Annotated in this window: 18 protein-coding genes; 13 read left to right on the top strand and 5 right to left on the bottom strand. The window is 72.2% G+C overall.

Annotated features, from left to right (window positions below; genetic code table 11):
• Positions 1-34: 34 nt before the first annotated feature.
• Positions 35-1642 (bottom strand): hypothetical protein, encoded by a 1608-nt coding sequence (locus ABH923_RS08260; protein WP_370054873.1) that lies wholly within the window; start codon positions 1640-1642, stop codon positions 35-37.
• Positions 1643-1974: 332 nt separating this feature from the next.
• Positions 1975-3012, bottom strand: coding sequence for an L-glyceraldehyde 3-phosphate reductase (gene mgrA / locus ABH923_RS08255; RefSeq protein ID WP_370054872.1), 1038 nt, complete (start codon positions 3010-3012; stop codon positions 1975-1977).
• A gap of 125 nt (positions 3013-3137) precedes the next feature.
• Between mgrA and ABH923_RS08250 the strand changes: the two genes are divergently transcribed.
• A complete protein-coding gene (locus tag ABH923_RS08250; RefSeq protein ID WP_370054870.1) occupies positions 3138-3515 on the top strand; it encodes a hypothetical protein in 378 nt (125 codons plus the stop codon).
• A gap of 8 nt (positions 3516-3523) precedes the next feature.
• Here ABH923_RS08250 and ABH923_RS08245 read toward each other — a convergent pair whose 3' ends face one another.
• Positions 3524-3682, bottom strand: coding sequence for a hypothetical protein (locus ABH923_RS08245; RefSeq protein ID WP_370054869.1), 159 nt, complete (start codon positions 3680-3682; stop codon positions 3524-3526).
• Between the two features lie 74 nt (positions 3683-3756).
• Between ABH923_RS08245 and ABH923_RS08240 the strand changes: the two genes are divergently transcribed.
• Genes ABH923_RS08240 through ABH923_RS08225 form a run of 4 tightly spaced genes read left to right on the top strand, consistent with a single transcriptional unit; the run spans position 3757 to position 7688 of the window.
• Complete coding sequence (locus tag ABH923_RS08240; protein WP_370054868.1) at positions 3757-5151, top strand: FAD-binding oxidoreductase; 1395 nt, start codon at positions 3757-3759, stop codon at positions 5149-5151.
• A gap of 30 nt (positions 5152-5181) precedes the next feature.
• A complete protein-coding gene (locus ABH923_RS08235) occupies positions 5182-5985 on the top strand; it encodes an alpha/beta fold hydrolase (RefSeq protein ID WP_370054867.1) in 804 nt (267 codons plus the stop codon).
• A 60-nt stretch (positions 5986-6045) separates the two neighbouring features.
• Positions 6046-6456 (top strand): hypothetical protein, encoded by a 411-nt coding sequence (locus tag ABH923_RS08230; protein WP_370054866.1) that lies wholly within the window; start codon positions 6046-6048, stop codon positions 6454-6456.
• Positions 6453-7688, top strand: coding sequence for a serine/threonine-protein kinase (locus ABH923_RS08225; protein WP_370054865.1), 1236 nt, complete (start codon positions 6453-6455; stop codon positions 7686-7688). The genes ABH923_RS08230 and ABH923_RS08225 overlap by 4 nt, the downstream gene beginning before the upstream one ends.
• Before the next feature lie 4 nt (positions 7689-7692).
• On the opposite strand, the gene ABH923_RS08220 is transcribed toward ABH923_RS08225, so the two are convergent.
• Positions 7693-8388 (bottom strand): FadR/GntR family transcriptional regulator, encoded by a 696-nt coding sequence (locus tag ABH923_RS08220; protein ID WP_370054864.1) that lies wholly within the window; start codon positions 8386-8388, stop codon positions 7693-7695.
• A gap of 144 nt (positions 8389-8532) precedes the next feature.
• Between ABH923_RS08220 and ABH923_RS08215 the strand changes: the two genes are divergently transcribed.
• Together ABH923_RS08215 and ABH923_RS08210 are read left to right on the top strand one after the other, a co-directional pair.
• Positions 8533-9969: a GntP family permease gene (locus ABH923_RS08215; RefSeq protein ID WP_370054863.1), complete on the top strand. Its 1437-nt coding sequence runs from the start codon at positions 8533-8535 to the stop codon at positions 9967-9969.
• A gap of 1 nt (position 9970) precedes the next feature.
• A complete protein-coding gene (locus ABH923_RS08210; RefSeq protein WP_370054862.1) occupies positions 9971-10510 on the top strand; it encodes a gluconokinase in 540 nt (179 codons plus the stop codon).
• On the opposite strand, the gene ABH923_RS08205 is transcribed toward ABH923_RS08210, so the two are convergent.
• Entirely contained in the window at positions 10476-11006 is a 531-nt protein-coding gene (locus ABH923_RS08205) for a DUF2127 domain-containing protein (RefSeq protein WP_370054861.1), read from the bottom strand. The two genes, ABH923_RS08210 and ABH923_RS08205, sit on opposite strands and share 35 nt — an antisense overlap.
• A 307-nt stretch (positions 11007-11313) precedes the next feature.
• Here ABH923_RS08205 and ABH923_RS08200 point away from each other — a divergent pair, with 307 nt between their 5' ends.
• From ABH923_RS08200 to ABH923_RS08175, 6 genes are all read left to right on the top strand, one after another.
• The gene (locus ABH923_RS08200) at positions 11314-11895 is read left to right on the top strand and encodes an alternate-type signal peptide domain-containing protein (protein WP_370054860.1); all 582 of its coding nucleotides are present in this window, start codon (positions 11314-11316) and stop codon (positions 11893-11895) included.
• Between the two features lie 39 nt (positions 11896-11934).
• Positions 11935-13539, top strand: a complete 1605-nt coding sequence (locus ABH923_RS08195) for a hypothetical protein (protein ID WP_370054859.1) — start codon at positions 11935-11937, stop codon at positions 13537-13539.
• The gene (locus tag ABH923_RS08190; RefSeq protein ID WP_370054858.1) at positions 13536-14135 is read left to right on the top strand and encodes a signal peptidase I; all 600 of its coding nucleotides are present in this window, start codon (positions 13536-13538) and stop codon (positions 14133-14135) included. Before ABH923_RS08195 ends, ABH923_RS08190 begins: the two co-directional genes overlap by 4 nt.
• 134 nt (positions 14136-14269) lie before the next feature.
• Positions 14270-15034 carry a polyprenol monophosphomannose synthase gene (locus ABH923_RS08185; RefSeq protein WP_370054857.1) on the top strand — a complete coding sequence of 255 codons (765 nt, stop codon included), beginning with the start codon at positions 14270-14272 and terminating at the stop codon, positions 15032-15034.
• Between the two features lie 14 nt (positions 15035-15048).
• Complete coding sequence (locus ABH923_RS08180; protein ID WP_370054856.1) at positions 15049-16413, top strand: hypothetical protein; 1365 nt, start codon at positions 15049-15051, stop codon at positions 16411-16413.
• Complete coding sequence (locus ABH923_RS08175; protein ID WP_370054855.1) at positions 16410-17765, top strand: glycogen debranching protein; 1356 nt, start codon at positions 16410-16412, stop codon at positions 17763-17765. The genes ABH923_RS08180 and ABH923_RS08175 overlap by 4 nt, the downstream gene beginning before the upstream one ends.
• The last annotated feature ends 84 nt before the right edge of the window (positions 17766-17849 follow it).

The raw sequence follows: 17849 nt of genomic DNA, 5'->3' as shown, positions 1-17849 counted from the left end.
GTAGGCAGCGGGCGCCGCCCTGGAGAGGGGCTGCTCAGCTCGAGCGGGTCAGCTCGATGAGCATGCTCCTGTGGGTCGGGACGGTGCGCCCGGTCTTCTGGAAGCCGAGCGCCTCGAGGTCGCTCAGGCCGTAGCTGTGCAGCCGGCCGTCCACATCGTTCTCGACCAGCCACACCCGCGTCACGCCGTCGAAGCGGCCGCGCTCGGCGGCCTGGGGGACGGTCCAGACCTTGTCGGCCCAGCCGATGTTGTGCGAGTAGATGGTCCGGAGCGTCGGGTCGCTGACGCCCGTGAAGCCGGCAGGGTAGGTACGCATCGCGAGCCGCGGCCGCTGCGACGGCCGGGTGGACTCGTCGAACACGACAGCGTCGCCGGGCTGTCGCACCGACGCCATCGCGCTGCTGACCTCCGACCAGTCCGAGTCGTTCTTCGAGTACGGTCCGCGCTGGCCCAGGTAGGCCGGAGTGCTGATCGCGATGAACAGCAGCGCCCCGGCGCCGGTCGCAGCGATGGCGGGGATCGCGCCGCGTCGCGCGACGGACCGGCCGACGACGAGCAGGCCCTCCGCGATGAGCAGCGCGGCCGCCGGTGCGGCGAACGTGGAGTAGCGCCCGGTGTACATCGGGAAGACGAGGTTGATCAGCAGCATCGCCCCGGTCGGCAGGATGAGCCACGTCGCGCCGACGAGCGTCGCGCTGATGAGTGCGGGGCCGGTGGGCGCCGGGCCGCTGGGCTTCGCGCCGGCGATCCGTGCCACCTTGGCGTCGCGTCCCCAGCGGCTGCGCACCCACGTGCCGATCGCGACCAGGATCAGCGCCCAGGCCACGAGCGCCACCCAGCCGTTGTCGAACCACGGCTGCCACAGCAGGCTCGGCACATCGAAGGGCTGGTCGGCGAGGTAGCCGATCTGACTCCGCTCGAAGTAGGCGAGCAGGAGGAGCGGCGCGAGCGCCACCAGTACGCACCCGGTGGCGATCAGCCAGGCCCGAAGCGTGGGCCGGGACGCCCGGGAGAGAAGCAGGATGCCGAGATGCGCGAGCAGCAGTGACGCCGTATAGAGGAAGAGGTAGGAGGTGAGGGCCATGCCGGCCGCGTAGACCGCCCAGCAGGTGCGGCGCACCGACGGGGGAGCCGAGCGTCCGCCGCCGTCGATCAGCCACACCAGCAGCAGGGTCAGCCACGCCGCGGCGGCGGCCGTGAACGCGAACGAACGCGCCTCCTCGCCCGCGTAGGTCATCCGGGGGAGGACGCAGGCGACCAGACCGGCGACGATCGCCGCCTTCGGGCCGCCCCGGCGCCCAGCCAGCAGTGTGACCGCCGCGACCGCGAGGCCGATGGCCACGGCGCTCGGCAGGCGCAGGGCGAACGGACTGTCGCCCGCGAGCCGGATCCAGCCGTGCATGCCGAGGTAGTACAGACCGTGCACCGCGTCGACGTGGAACAGCATCGGGATGAGCGTGGACACCGGTCGCTTCGCCGACAGCAGCGTGGCCGCCTCGTCGCCCCAGAGCGACGGGATCCAGCTGCCGGCCGCGCAGATCACGGTGGCGACGAGGCCGAACGCGACGGCGATGATCCACGGCCGGACGGCGCGCAACGGCGGGGCGGCGGCCTCGCGCTCTGTCGCTGTCAGCGTGCTCATCCCACCCCCGTTCGCTCTCCACACGCACGAATCCTGGCGCGCGCACGTACCGGGACCAGCCAACCAGACGTCCCCGGGGAGACCCTGAGGGTCCGCTGCGGAAACACATATTTCAGACGCCGGCCTTCCGCCCGGCGGAAAGGGCGGAATGCTGGATCCCGGGTGGCGGGCGCACTCGCCCTGCCGCCCGGGATCCGCCCCACACACGCCGGGAAGACGGGGTGTCCGTGATCCACGCTCCGCCGCATCCAGCGTGCTGAAGGGAACAGTACGTGGCCGCGCGAATCCGGGGCAGGGGATTAACGCCGCGCTCCGGTGGTGGTACAGCCCGTCTACAGCTCCCCGCGCCGCGCGCCGGCCCAGAGGTCGACACCCGCGTCGACGGCGAGACCGTCGATCGCCGCGAGCTCCTCCGCCGTGAACTCCAGGGTGTCCAGCGCGCCGACGTTCTGCTCGAGCTGAGCGACGCTGCTGGCGCCGATGACCAGCGAGGTGACGCGCGGGTCGCGCAGCGCCCAGGCCAGCGCGAGCTGGGCGAGCGACTGCCCACGGCGCTCGGCGATCGCGTTGAGGCCGCGCAGGCGCTCGACGGCCTCGTCGGTGAGCCAGTCCGCGTCGAACGACGTGCCGGCCGCGGCGCGGGAGCCGTCCGGAACGCCGTCCAAATACTTGTCGGTCAGCATCCCCTGGGCCAGAGCCGTGAACCCGATGACGCCGACGCCGAGTTCGCCCGCGGCGTCGAGCAGCCCCTCCGTCTCGATCCAGCGGTTCAGCATGGAGTAGCTGGGCTGGTGGATGAGCAACGGCGTGCCGAGCTCGCGGAGGATCTCCGCGGCGCGACGGGTGTCCTCCTCGCCGTACGAGGAGATTCCCACGTAGAGCGCCTTGCCACTGCGGACGGCGGTGTCGAGCGCCTGCATGGTCTCCTCGAGCGGCGTGCTCGGGTCGGGCCGGTGCGAGTAGAAGATGTCCACGTAGTCCAGGCCGAGCCGGGACAGCGACTGGTCCAGGCTGGCCAGCACGTACTTGCGGCTGCCGCCGCCCTGGCCGTACGGGCCGGGCCACATGTCCCAGCCGGCCTTGGACGAGACGATGAGCTCGTCGCGGTACGGCCGCAGGTCCTCCTGCAGGATGCGGCCGAAGTTGACCTCGGCGGCGCCGTACGGAGGCCCGTAGTTGTTGGCGAGGTCGAAGTGCGTGATCCCGAGGTCGAAGGCGCGGCGGACGATCGCGCGCTGCGTCTCGAACGGGCGGTCGTCGCCGAAGTTGTGCCAGAGCCCGAGGGACAGCGCGGGCAGGTCGAGACCGCTGCGGCCGGTGCGGCGGTACAGCATCCGGTCGTAGCGGGACGGGTTCGGTACGTAGGTCATGTCACCAGCCTTGCCGACGGGAGCGGGTTCGTCCAACACGGGACGGCGATGCGATTGTGCCCCTGCACGGATGAGTCGGTTGTCAAGGGGTCTTCGAGTGTTTCCGAGGCGCGGACAATCGTGGCATGCAGGTGGACCAGATTCACAGCAGCATCCGTCGTCCCGACCCCCTACGGGACGACGTCCAGCACGCTCCCGTGCGTTCCCCCGGCCGGGAGCAGACGACGGCCGGGGACCTGACCCCAGGCCGGGAGTGGCTGGGGCTCGGCGTTCTGCTCGCCGCCGTCTCGCTCGCCGTCCTCGTCCCGCTGAGCGGGATGCAGGCGGGCGTCGGGCTCGGCGCCGCCGGGCTGGTGCTGCTGTTTCTCCTCGGGATGGGCGCCGCCCGCTTCACGATCCCTTCCCGGCGGGTGCGGCTGATCGCGCTGGGACTGCAGTTCTGCGCGATGGCCGCTGCCGCGCTCGCCGGGGTGGTGCTGTCGGCGGTCGCCGCGATCGGCTGAGGCCGCCGCTAGCTCTTCGACGCCCCGCGACGCATCCAGCCGACGATCGCGGTGATGACGAAGAAGACGATCCCGAGGATCGCCAGCCAGATCAGCCCCTTGACGGCGAAGCCGAGGATGGCCAGGACGAGCCAGATGACGAGCAGGATGATTATCAGAGCGATCATGCTCACACCGAACTCCCTGCAGGTGATTTCGTCAACAGGCCGGGCACCATGCCCGTGGGGATAGCATCCCCGGTATGCACGATGTCGTCGCCACTCTGAGCGCGGTGCTCCCTGCCGCGTCGCTCGTCACCGAGCCCGCCGAGTTGGAGCGCTACCGGCACGACGACGCCGAGTGGGCGGACTCCGCGCTGCCCGCCGCCGTCGTCCTCGCCGCCTCCGCCGAGGAGGTCGCCGCGACCGTGCGGGTCGCCGCCGAGCGGGGCGTCCCTGTCGTGCCGCGCGGTGCCGGCACCGGCCTGTCCGGCGGGGCGAACGCGGTCGCGGGCTGCGTCGTCGTGTCGCTGGAGCGGATGACCGCGGTGCGCGAGGTGAACGTCGAGGAGCGCTATGCCGTCGTGGAGGCCGGCGTCATCAACGACGACCTCCGCCGCCACGTCGCCGCCTACGGCCTCTGGTATCCGCCGGACCCCGCCAGCCAGGCCATCAGCACGATCGGCGGGAACGTCGCCACGAACGCGGGCGGCATCTGCTGCGTGAAGTACGGCGTGACCCGGGACTACGTGCTCGGCATGACCGTGGTGCTCGCCGACGGCTCCATCGCCCGGCTCGGCCGCACGACCGCCAAGGGCGTCACCGGCTACGACCTGACCGCGCTGATGGTCGGCTCGGAGGGCACCCTCGGCATCGTCGTGGACGTGACCGTGAAGCTCCGGCCCATCGGCGGCAGGGAGGAGCGCGCCGTCATCGGCTACTTCCGGTCGCTCACCGACGCCGGCCGGGCGGTCGCCGCCGTCTCCGCCGCGGGGATCGTGCCCTCCGCGCTCGAACTCATCGACCGGATGTGCCTGCACACCGTCGCCGAGTGGCAGGGCTGGCAGCTCCCGGAGCACGCGAACGCCCTCCTGCTCGCCTCGGTCGACGAGGTCGGCGCGTCGGGGGAGGAGCTCGCCGGCCGCGTCGCCGAGCTGTTCCTCGCCGCCGGCGGCGCGAACGTGGAGCGTGCGACCGACCCGGAGGAGGTCGCCCGGCTGTTCCTGGCCAGGCGGCTGGCCTACCCGTCGCTGGAGCGGCTCGGCCCTGTGCTCACCGAGGACGTGTGCGTGCCGCGCTCGGCCGTGCCGGAGATGCTCGCGCGCATCGAGCGGATCGCGGCCGACGCCGATGTGGTGATCGCCAACATCGCGCACGCCGGCGACGGCAACCTGCACCCGCTGATCATCGCGCCGGAGGGCGACGACGCCGCCAAGGAGCGTGCGAAGGCGGCGTTCGACCTGATCGTGGAGTCGTGCCGCGAGCTCGGCGGCACGGTGACGGGCGAGCACGGCGTCGGCCTCCTCAAGCTGCACGGGGCAGCGGCGGAGCTGAGCCCGGTCGTGCTCCGTATGCACGCGGCGGTGAAGCACGCGCTCGACCCGCAGGGCATCCTCAACCCGGGCAAGGCGTTCCCGGCGCCGACCGCCTCCTCCTGACCTCCCGCCCACCCGACCGAAAGGCGCCCCATGCCCTCACTCACCGCCGACGACGGAGTCCGCCTCGACTACACCGAGTACGGCGACCCGGCCGGCCGTCCCGCCGTCCTGATCGCCGGCTTCAAGGCACCCGCGACCACGTGGCGCTACCAGGTGCCCGCGTTCGCCGACGCGGGCTATCGCGTCCTCGCCGTCGACCTGCGCGGGCACGGGACCAGCGAGCACCCGGAGTACGGGGTGGACATGGTGCGCCGCGGCCGGGATGTCGCCGCCGTGCTGGAGGGGCTCGACCTCCGGGACGCCGTGCTGGTCGGCGGCTCGATGGGCGCGAACACGATCTGGTCCTTCCTCGCGCAGTCGGGCGCCGAGCGCGTGGCCGCGGCGGTCTCCATCGACCAGACGCCGAAGATGCTCAACGACGACGGCTGGCCGTACGGCTTCTACGGCTACGACGCCGCCAACCGCGACACCTACTTCGCGACCGGAATCCCGGAGACCGGCCACGGCACGCCGATGGCGAAGCGCGGGCTGCGGCTGGTGCGCCTGATGACGGCGATGAAGGGGATGAACCGCGAGTTCACGCCGGGCGAGCTCGCGCTGTTGCACGACCACGCCGTCGCGGACTGGCGTCCGGCGATCGCCTCCGCCGGCATCCCGCTGCTGTTCGTCGCGGGCGCCGAGAGCGAGTACTGGCCCAGCGGGCACGCGGCGGCGTCGGCGGCGCTCGCCACGGACGCGACGGCGGTCGTACTCGACGACGACGGCCACGCGGCGAACATGGAGCAGCCGAAGGCGTTCAACAAGGCCGTCCTGGAGTGGCTCGCCGGGCGCTGACCCGGATGCGCGACTCCCGGGTCGACTTCCGGCCGTTCTGCGACTACTGTGCTCCAGGCTATGAGACGACTACCCATCGCGGCCGCCGCCGTCGCCCTCGCGCTCGGCCTCAGCGGCTGCGCAGGGGGTTCGACGTACCCGGCCGACACGGCGAGCACGCTGCAGCACGGTGTGCTGGCCGTGGCGACGGCAGCGGAGGCGAAGGACTACGCCGGCGCGCTGACGCAGCTCGCCTCGCTTCAGCAGCGCAACGACGCCGCCCTCAAGGCCGGCGCCATCGCCGCCGACCGGCACGATGCGATCGCGACGTCTCTCGCGACAGTCAAAGCCGACCTCACCCAGCTCAAGGCAGCCGCCGACCGCGCTCAGTTGCAGCAACAGCTCCAGCAGCTCCAGCAGCAACAGCAGCAGCAGGGCGACAACAAGGGCAAGGGCAAGAAGGGCGGAGGCGACGGAGGTGACGGCGGATGAGCGCCACGGGTCGCACACCGGCCGCGGCGCCCGACGCCGGCCGGATCGCCGACCGCTACCGGCTCCTGGAGCGCATCGGCTCCGGCGGCATGGCGGAGGTCTTCCGCGCCCACGACGAGCTCCTGGGCCGTGACGTGGCCCTCAAGGTATTCCGCCGCGAGTTCGCGTCCGCCGACGATCTGCGCCGGCAGAAGGGCGAGGTCAAGCTCCTGGCGAACCTGTCGCACCCGGCGCTGGTCACCCTGTTCGACACCACGTCGGACGACGAGGGCCGCGGCGTCCTGGTGCTGGAGTTCGTCGACGGCACCGACGCGGGCGCGCGCCTGAAGGAGGGACCGTTGCCCGAGGCCGCGGTGGCCGCGCTCGCCGTGGACGTCGCGCGGGCGCTCGCCTACATCCACGGCCGGGGCGTGGTCCACCGCGACATCGCGCCGGCCAACATCCTGCTCCCCAGCGCGACGTCCTCCGGCGTGCACGCGAAGCTCACCGACCTCGGCATCGCCCGCCTCATCGACGACGCGCGCATCACCTCCACCGGCTTCGTGATCGGCACGGCGAGCTACCTGAGCCCCGAGCAGGCGGCCGGCCGACCGGTGGGCCCGCCGAGCGACGTGTACTCGCTGGGCCTCGTCCTGCTGGAGTGCCTGACCGGCACGCGGGAGTTCCCGGGCAGCGGAGTGGAGTCGGCCGTCGCGCGCCTGTCGCGCGACCCGGACGTGCCGGACACGCTCGACCCGGAGTGGCGCCGCCTGATCCGCTCGATGGTGGCGCGCGAGCCGGACCACCGGCCGACCGCGGCCGTCGTGGCGGAGGAGCTCGCCGGGCTGCTGGCGCGCGACGCGGCGCCGGCAGACGCCGACGAGGGGCTGGAACGCACCCTGCTGCTGCCGTCCCCCGATGAGTCGCCCGAGGCCCAGGTGGCGCAGGAGGCGCCCGAGCCCACCGCTGCGACCGTCATCCTCCCCGGCGCCCGCCCGGAGCCGGTCGCACCCCGGACGACCGCCGTCACCTCCCGGATGCCCCGCCCGCTGCGCGGCGTCCGCCGCGGAATCCTCGGAATCCTCCTCGCCTGCGCCGCCCTCATCGTGGTGGTCATCGGGATCGCCCTCGGCGCGATGATCGGGGGAGGTCAGCCGCCACCGGACCCGGTGAAGTCCTACCCGGCGGTCGGCGGCACGCTCGGCGACCACCTCAAGCAGCTCGAGCACGACGTCTCGAACTCCGGGCCGTAAGGGCTCAGCGGCCCTCCCGCGCCATCGCCTGCACTGCCGCGTCCGCCTCCTCGACGATCGCCCGCATCGCCGCCTCCGCCCGCGCCCCGTCCCCCGCGCGCACCGCCCCCGCGACCTCCTCGTGCAGCCGGATCGCCTCCGGGTTGGCGGTGTGCGGCATCAGCGCGTGCGCCGTCCGGCCCGACAGCGCCTCGACCACCGCCTTGCTGAGTGCGCGGAAGCCCGGGTTGCCGGAGGCCTCCAGCAGGATGCGGTGGAAGGCCTGGTCGTAGGCCAGGTACTCGCCGTGGTCGGCTGCGCGCTGGGTGGACGCCATGCCGACGATGGCCTCCGTGAGCGCGCCGCACTGCTCGGGAGTCGCGCGGACGCTGGCGAGGCGGGCGGCCACGGGCTCGATCGCCAGGCGCAGCTCGCTCAGGTTGCCGAGCGCGGCGAGGCGGTCGGGGCCGGCGAGGCGCCAGGCGATCACCCGCGGGTCGAGCACGCGCCACTCGGTCACCGGCTGGACGACCGTTCCGCGGCGTCGCTTGGCCTGCACCAGGCCGAGCGCCTCCAGCACCCGGATGCACTCCCGGAGGACGGTGCGCGAGATGCCGAGGTTCTCGGGCGTGAGCACCGAGCCCGGCGCGATCTCGCCGGTGACGATGCGACTGCCGACGGACTCGATGGCCAGCTCGTGGAGGGAGTCCGTGGGAGGCATTCCCTCATTATCGAGGATTCCTTACGTGCGATCAAACACCCAGTGAACGTGATTAATACTTATGAAAACGATGGCAACTTCGTATTTACCTGATTTATCTGTAGGGTGGCCGAGCACACGTTCCATCACTGACCAAGGATGCTCATGATCTCCGTCCTGTCCAGCGCGCTCCGCGTCGCCGCGGCCGCCGCGACGCCCGCGCCCCATCCGGCTTCCTCCGAGCCGCAGCTGATCCTCGCCGCCGTCGTCGGCGTCGCCGTCATCGTCGTCCTCATCACCTGGCTGCGGATCCACCCGTTCCTCTCCCTGCTCCTCGGCTCGCTCGTCACCGGCCTGGTCGCCGGGATGGCCGCCGACGCCGCCACCACGAGCTTCATCACCGGCTTCGGCGCGACGGAGGGCAGCGTCGGCATCCTCATCGCCCTCGGCGCGATGTACGGCAAACTGCTCGCCGACTCCGGCGGCGCCGACCGCATCGTCGACACGCTGGTGTCTCGCACGAGCGTCCGTGCCCTGCCCTGGGTGATGGGCCTCGTCGGCGCGATCATCGGCCTGCCGATGTTCTTCGAGATCGGCCTCGTGCTGCTCATCCCGGTGATCATCCTGGTCACCCGCCGGTCGAAGCTGCCGCTGATGCGCGTCGCGCTCCCGGCCATCGCCGGCCTTTCGGCCATGCACGGCCTGGTCCCGCCGCACCCCGGCCCGCTCGTGGCCATCGGCGCGCTCGGCGCGAACCTCGGCGTCACCCTCGCCTTCGGCGTGCTCGTCGCCATCCCGGTCATCATCCTCGCCGGCCCGGTGTTCAGCCGCTTCGCCGCCAAGTGGGTGCCCGTAGACGTCCCGGGCCTCTTCCTCGGCACCGAGGGCGAAGAGGGCGACAGCGACGCCGCGGTCGGGCGCAAGCGCCCGTCGTTCGCCCTCGCGCTCATCAGCATCCTGCTCCCCGTCGTGCTCATGCTCGGCAAGGCTCTCGGCGACATCACCGCCTCGAGATCCACCGCCGAGTGGAAGCTGATCCTCGACTTCCTCGGAACGCCCGCCATCGCGCTGACCATCGCCGTGCTCGGCGGCTTCTTCCTGCTCGGCATCCCGGCCGGCATGAACCGAAAGTCGCTGCAGGACAGCCTCACCTCGTCCCTGCCTCCGATCGCCGGCATCCTGCTCATCGTCGGCGCAGGCGGCGGCTTCAAGCAGGTGCTCATCGACACCGGCATCGGCCAGGTCATCGCCTCGTTCGCGCACGGCAGCAACGGCATCGGCATCCTGCTGCTCGCCTGGTTCATCGCGGCGCTCATCCGCGTCGCCACCGGCTCGGCGACGGTCGCCACGGTCACCGCGGCCGGCATCATGGTGCCGCTCGCAGCGCACCTGTCGACCCCGATGGTGTCGCTGCTTGTGCTCGCGATCGGCTCCGGCTCGCTGTTCCTCTCGCACGTCAACGACGCCGGGTTCTGGCTGGTCAAGGAGTACCTGGGCCTCAGTGTCCCGCAGACGCTGCGGAGCTGGACCGTCCTGGAGTGCATCGCGTCGGTCGTCGGCCTCGCCGGGACGCTGGTGATCGCCCTGGTCATCGGCGGCTGACATGCCCGCGAGCCAGGCGAGCACCGTTGTCGTGCCGAGCACGATCGTCGTCATGGGTGTCGCGGGCTGCGGCAAGTCCACCGTCGCCGCCCTCCTCGCCGACCGGCTGGGCTGGGACCTGCTGGAGGGCGACAGCCTCCACCCCGCCCGCAACGTCGAGCGCATGAGCGCAGGCGTCCCGCTCGACGACGCCGACCGTGCTCCCTGGCTCGCGGCCATCGCGGACCGCGTCCGCGAGGGCGCCGCGGCCGGGAGGCCGCTGGTGGTCGCCTGCTCGGCGCTCGCCCGGCGCTACCGTGACGTCCTCCGCGGGAAGGGCGTGGTCTTCGCCTACCTGGCGGGCACGCGCGACCTGCTCGAGAGCCGCATCGCCGCGCGCAGCGGCCACTTCATGAAGCCCGGGATGCTGGACTCCCAGCTCCGGACCCTCGAGCCGCCGCAGCCGGACGAGGCGGCCGTGACCGTCGACATCGACGCGGAGCCGGAGGCGATCGTGGCCGGGATCCTCAGCGAGCTGGGTCTGGTGGCGGCGGCCGCCTGAACACCCAGTCCACCGTCCCCCGCCACGTCGTCCGCAGCTCGCGCCCGCGCCGCCACTCCCGCCAGGTCAGCCAGATGATGACGGCGTCGAACACCGTCAGGACCGCCACCCCCACGGAGGGCTTCGTCACCAGTTCGTAGAGCTGGAAGATCAGGAACACGCCCAGCGCGGCCATCGCCCACGGGTAGACCCGGCGCGACCCGACCAGCAGCGCGACCACGATCGCCAGCTTCACGACGCCGTGCAGCAGCAGGTACGCGGCGACGAACAGCACGCCCCCGGCGTGGACGTGGGCTGCGCCGTGGACGATCAGGTTGGCGATGAGGTCGTGCGGGTCCTCCGACAGCTCCTCCGCTGTCACCCGGTTGGCGGCGCTGAGCAGTGCGGCCGGCGTAGCGAACAGCAGCAGGACCCCGCCCACCAGCTCCACCAGGCCGTCGAGCCCTTTGAACAGCACGCCGACGAGGAACACCAGGTCGAGCACCCTTTCCCGCATCGCGTCCTCCCGGGCGCATGCTACCCGGCATGACCCCTGATCTGGGTGCGCGGAGATTCTTGTCCTCCAATATGAGGACCGGTATCGTCCGAAGTGGGCCGACGTGACCTACCCGACAATCTGGTCGCGGGTGGCCCACCGAGTGGAACCCGACCCTCCCCTCGTGCACCACCCTCCGGGAGACCGGAGGATTCAGCTCGAACGTCGACCTAGCGACGTCGGGGCCGCAACACACGTGCGTCGTCGCACGTGTGCTGACCCCTGCGCTGCGTGGGACGACGCTCCGAACAGATTGTGAGCACGTCCCATGAACAGGTTCGCCAAGGGCGCGATCGCCGGCGCGGCCGGCATCCTCCTTCTCCTCAGCGGCGCGGGCACCTTCGCGCTGTGGAACGGCTCGGCCAGCGCCGCGGCCGGCTCCGTCCAGTCCGGAACGATGACCATCGCGGCCGACGCCGCGGCGGGCACGTGGAGCGTGGTGCACGGCTCCGGTTCGGCCACTGCTATCCCGAACATCGCGAACTTCCGCGCCGTGCCTGGCGACGTCTTGACCTTCACGCAGAAGGTGGACGTCACCGCCACCGGCGACAACCTCTCCGCCGTCCTCAGCGTCGACCCGACGTCGATCAAGGCCGGAGACGCCTCCCCGGCCAGCGCCGCCCTCGTCACGGCGCTCACGAGCGGGATGACCGTCGTCGTCGGTGCGCCGCTGCCGACCGGCGTCACCGCGGGTTCCGCCGCGAACACCTACAACGTCAGCGGGACCACCGGCACCAAGGTGCTGACCGTCTCCGTGACGCTGCCGTTCGACCCCGCGACGACCGGCACGGTCGCGCAGGGCGGCACCGTCAACCTGAGCGCGCTCGGGTTCAAGCTGGCCCAGCAGTAAGCACGCGCACGAGCGGAGCCGGGGGAGGTGCGAAGGGACATGAAGCGCTTCGCCCTCCCCCTGACCGCCGCCGGCGCGGCGCTGGTCACGTTCCTGCTGATGCCGGGAGCCGGCACGCTCGCACTGTGGAACGGCGTCGCCGCCGCGAAGGCCGGGGCGATCACCGCCGCCACCGTCGCGGTGAGCGTGACGATCCCGCAGCCGTTCGACACCGTCTTCAAGACCGGGCACACCACCACCACGGGAGGTGTGGTCGTGACGAACACCGGAAACGTCGATGCGACGTTCGGCGCCGCCGCGACGCTCGCGTCCGGGACGTCTCCCGCCCTCGCCTCCTCGATCGGCGTGATCGCGTGGCCCGCCGCCGGCGCTGCCTCCTGCACGTCCACGGCCACTCCGCCGTCCGGGTCGTACACTGGCACCCTGGCCGGCCTGGGCGCGCTCGGGCAGACGACAGGCGCCCTGTCCGCTGGCGCATCGGCCGCGTTCTGCGTCCGCGAGACCATGAACGTGGCGTCCGCGCCGGGGATCGCGAGCGGCTCCGCGGTGAACGTGGTCTTCTCCGCGACGGTGGCTGCCGGGACGACCTGGAGCGCTTCGGCATCCGCGAGCATCGCGCAGACCTTCGTGGACGACATCGCGCCGTCCGCGCCGACCGGCCTGTCTGCGCGAACCTCGACGTCGACGCCCGTCGCGCTCTCGTGGACGGCCGCGACCGACAACGTCGGCGTCACGGGATATGACGTCTACCGGTCAGGGACGACCGCGTCCATAGGATCCACGACTTCCACCTCGTTCACGGACACGGGCGCCGCCGCGAACACGTCGTACACGTACACCGTTTACGCGCGCGACGCCGTGCTGCTCACGTCACCGGCCGCGAGCCTGTCGGTCGACCGCACCGCCCCGACGACGCCGACGCTCGCGCTCACCGGGACCACCGCCTCCACCGCCACGCTGTCGTTCGCGGCGACCGACAACGTCGGCGTGAGCGCCTACACGGTGTCCCGCGACGGCACGGCGATCGCCACGGTGGGCGGCGCGACCACCACCTACACAGACACCGGGCTGACCGTCGGCCTCCACCGATACACCGTCACGGCCTCCGACGCCGCGGGCAACGTCTCGCCTTCGTCACCGGCGGTCTCCGCCGCCGGGTCGTACAGCTCCGGCTCCTGGTACCAGCTCGTGAACGCCGCGAGCGGGCAGTGCGTCACGGTGCCGTCGCCGATCGCGAGCGGGAAGGTGCTCACGCAGTCGGCGTGCGCCGCCCCGGTGGACGACGCGCAGGCCTGGCAGCTCGCGGGCTCCGGCTCCACCGTCACCGTGACCGCCGCCCTCCCCACGCCCGCGAGCGGCCAGTACCTGTGGGCCGGCTCCCGGACCGCGCCGGTCAGCGTGACCTCCTCGCCCAACAGCGCGAACGGCTCGTCCCAGTGGGCGTTCACTCTCCAGGCGGACGGCTCGTTCACCCTCAGCAACACCATCACCGGGAACAACGGCAACGGGAACGGCAACGGCAATGGCAACGTGACGACTCTCTGCGCCACCGCGACGGCGGCAGGCGGAGGCCAGCTCACCACGACGACCTGCGCGGCGGGCGCTTCGACCCAGTCCTTCTTCCTCAGGCAGGTGACACCGTGAGCGAAACCGGAACGCGCCCAACCACTGCGCTCCCGTCGAAGGGGCTGCTGCAGTACGTCGTCACCGGCCTCAGCGTCGGCCTGCTCGGGCTGGTGCTGTTCGTCGCGGCCGTGGTCATCGTCATCCCGCGGGCCGCGGGCGCCACCCCGGTGACCGTGCTGACCTCCTCGATGGAGCCGACCCTCCCGCCGGGGACGCTCGTCGTGGTGAAACCGAAGGCCGTCCACGACATCCACGTCGGCGACGTGATGACCTACCAGATCCGGTCGGGCGACCCGGCCGTCATCTCGCACCGGGTCATCGCGATCACGACCTCCACCACGAACGGCATGACCTTCACGACGAAGGGCGACAACAACGCGGAGGCCGACCCTCCCGTCGTGCCCGCGCAGGTGCGCGGCGTGGTCTGGTACAGCGTCCCGCTGATCGGCTACGTCAACAGCGCCCTCGACCAGAGCCAGCGCTCATGGGTGCTGCCCGCGGTCGGCGTGCTGCTGATCCTCTACGCGGCGTGGATGTTCCTGCGCGGCACCGCCTCGTCGGTCCGGCGGCGCTCCCCGCGCGCCGCGGACGGTGAAGAACCCTCCACTCTGTGAGCCCTCTCGCCCGATCCGGCCGCCCCCGAGCGGATCGATCGGAGACGCATAACGACTTCTCAGGCTCCATCCCGAATTCTGTGCCGAACCTTGGAGGCGGTGGCGTGGAATAGAAGGGAGAGCGAGGTCGGAAGATGGAAGAGCAATACGGGATGCCCGCGGAAGGCGTCTCGATCGTCGTGCCGACCTTCAATGAGTCGGGCAACGTCGCGGAGCTGGTGCGAAGGCTCGCGGCGGTGCTCGACGCGGACGCGAGCGAGATCCTGATCGTCGACGACTCGACCGACGACACCGCGCGGGTCGCGGCCGAGAGCGCCGACCACGTGGCGCACCGGGTGCGTGTCGTGCACAGGGAGGACCCGGTCGGCGGTCTGTCCGGCGCCGTGCTCACCGGGATGGCGCTGGCCGCCCACCGCTGGGTCGTCGTCATGGACGGCGACCTCCAGCACCCGCCGGAGGACCTCCCGCGCCTGATCGCGGCGGGCGAGGAGCGCGGCGCCGACATCGTGGCGGCCTCCCGGTACCTCGACGGGGGCAGCGCCGGCGGCCTCGACGGACTGCTGCGCCACCTCGTGTCGTCCGGCAGCACGCTGGCGGCCCGCGCGCTGTTCCCGCGCCGGCTGCGCGGCTGCACCGACCCGATGACCGGGTTCTTCGCGGTCCGCCGCGACGCGCTCGACCTCGCGTCGCTGCGCCCGCAGGGCTTCAAGATCCTCCTGGAGGTGCTGCTCCGGCACCGCCTGACGCTGACCGAGGTCCCCTTCGCGTTCGGCGTCCGCACCGCCGGCGTCTCGAAGGCGACCGTCGCCAACGGCGCCGCGTACCTGCGGCAGCTCGTCGCCCTCCGCTTCCAGTCACCCGCCCCCGGGCTCGCGCAGGCCGCGGCCGAAGTCGTGTGACAGAGGTGACGGGCATGACCGTCGCGCCGATCGTCCCCCGCTCCCGGAGCCACCGGGTCCGGGACGCGGTCGGCCGTCGGCCGGTCCTGCTGCTCGTCGCGCTCGGGCTGGCCTGCGCGGTCGTGGCGTGGCTGCGCCTCCCCGCGACCGCGCACGACACCTTCTGGGCGGAGGACGGCCGGACCTTCGTCTCGTCGGCCGCACTGGGCGGTCCCAGCGTGCTCCTGCAGCCCTATGCCGGTTACCTGCACACCATCCCGCGCCTGGTCGCCACGGTCGTGGTGCTGCTTCCGGTGTCCTGGTGGGCGCTCGCGACCACGGCGGCCGCGTGCGCCATCGCGGGCGGCCTCGCGGTCGTCGTCTTCGTGTGCGCCCGCGAGCTGGTGCCGTGGCTGCCCGCGCGGATCTTCGTCGCCGGGCTGACCGTGCTCGCGCCGCTCGTGCCGCGCGAAGTGCTGGGGAACCTGGCGAACCTGCACTCCCTCTTGCTATGGACCCTGTTCTGGATCGCGCTGTCCCGGCCGCGGACGACGCGCGCCGCCGTCGTGCTCTCGGCGGTGGCGCTGCTCGGCGCGCTGACGGAGATCCAGGCGGTCTTCCTCGCGCCGCTGCTGCTGGTGCGCACGCGCGACCGGAGGGTGTGGATCGTGCGCGCCGGGCTGATCGCGGGCATGGTGGCGCAGCTCGTCGTCACGTTCGCCTGGCCGCGCGCGGAGAACACCAACCCGGCCGTCGACCCGCTGTCGATCGCATACGGCTACCTGATCAACGCCGTCCTGCCGCTCGCCGTCCCGCAGTCGCAGCTCGGTCACGTCCTCGCCGCCACCGGCCCGGCCGTGGGCCTCCTGGTGCTGGCGGTCGTACTCGGGACCGCGGTCTACGTCTTCCTCCACGGGACGCGCGGGCAGCGGCTGCTCGTCGCCGCGGCGCTGACCGGGTCGGTGCTGCTCTACGTCGTGAGCGTGGCGACCAACCCGAACGCCTTCTACGACTACGCCGGCCTGACGCCCACCCAGCTCGACTCCGTGTGGCTGACCCGCTACGGGGTCGTCCCCTCGATGCTCCTCGCGCTCGTGCCCGCGGTGGCCGCCTCGATCGCGTACGGCCGGCGGAGGTTGCGCCGGGGCAGCGGGCAGTGGCCGGCGTGGTCCGTTCTGGCGGCGGCCGGGTTGTGCGCTGCGCTGATCATCGCGCAGCTCGGCCCGCAGTGGACCCGCCGCTCGGACGGCCCCGCCTGGCAGCCGCAGCTCGCGAGCGCCGCCGAGCAGTGCCGCCGTGACGACGAGGTGAAGTTCGTCAACCTGAGGGAGACGATCGGGTGGAAAGTGACGGTGCCGTGCCGCTACCTCGACGACGGAACGACGGAGGACTCCAGATGACCACTACGCCGGCACGGCCGGGCGTCGAGGACATCGCCCGTGCCGCCGCGGACGTCCTGCGCCGCAATGACGCCGGCACGATGACCCGTGCCGCGCCCGGCCTGTATCCGCACATGTGGAGCTGGGACTCCGCCTTCATCGCGATCGGGCTGGCGCGGTTCGACGTGCCGCGCGCGATCCGCGAGCTGCAGACCCTCCTCGACGCGCAGTGGTCCACCGGCATGATCCCGCACATCGTCTTCAACCCGGAGGAGCCGGGATACTTCCCCGACTTCGGCCGGTGGGGGACCGAACGGGCAGCAGCGCGGCCCGCCGGCGTGCAGACCAGCGGGATCTGCCAGCCACCCGTGCACGCGATCGCGGTGCGGCACATCCTCGACCGGGGGCGCGAGCGCGGGGGAGCGGATGCGGCCGCGGCGGAGGAGTTCGCGCGCGGCTCGCTCGACGCGTGGTCGGCCTGGCACCACTGGCTGGCGTCGGTCCGCGACCCCGACCGGTCGGGACTGGTGGAGATCCACCACAGCTGGGAGTCCGGCTTCGACAACTCGCCGCGCTGGGACGCCGCCTTCGCCCGCATCCACCCCGGCGAGGTGCCGCCCTTCCAGCGCCGCGACACGCTGCACGTCGCCGACGCGAGCGAGCGCCCGACGAACGAGGAGTACACCCGGTACCTCTGGCTGGTCGAGCAGCTGAAGTCGGTCGACTACGACGACGCAGCGGCGCGGGAGGTCGTCGACTTCCGGGTCAAGGACGTCTTCTTCTCGGCCGTCCTCGCCGTCGCGAGCGACGTCCTCGCCGACCTCGCCGGCGAGTTCGGCCGCGCCGACCTCGTGCCCGGCCTCCGTGGCATCGCCGACCGGTTCCGCCTCGGCGTCCGCTCCACCATCGACCCGGCGACGCAGCTCGCGCGCGACTTCGACGTGCGCGCAGGCGAGTGGATCGGCGCCGAGACGATCGCCGGCTTCGCCCCGCTGTTCGCGGGCACCTCGGCCGGGATCGCGTCCGGCCAGACCGCGCTGCTGCGCGGCGAGCGCTGGATGGGCGACCCCCGCCTGCGCTTCCCGCTACCGCCGTCGACGTCCCCGGCGAGCCCGGCCTTCCGGCCGTCGACGTACTGGCGCGGCCCGACCTGGCCCTTCCTCACCCTCCTCCTCGGCTGGGCGGTCGACCGGCACGGCGATCCGGAGCTCGCCGCCGACCTCCGCACCGCCTCCGTCGCCCAGCTCTCCGACCTCGCGTTCGGCGAGTACTACCAGCCGTTCACGGGGGAGCCGCTCGGCAGCCACGACCAGTCGTGGACGGCGGCTGCGGCGCTGGAGTGGGCCGGCCAACTCGGGGTCCGGGCCGGATAGCGCGCGCTCCCCGAACTGGGGTGCGGCAGGCGCTGGATCGTTTGGTGTTTCACATACTCAGGCAGTGCATGTCATAGGGTCCAT

The sequence above is a fragment of the Leifsonia sp. EB41 genome (assembly GCF_041262565.1).
Lineage (GTDB): Bacteria > Actinomycetota > Actinomycetes > Actinomycetales > Microbacteriaceae > Leifsonia.
The sequence above is the reverse complement of the archived record's forward strand: the minus strand, read 5'-3'. Positions and strand labels throughout refer to the sequence as shown.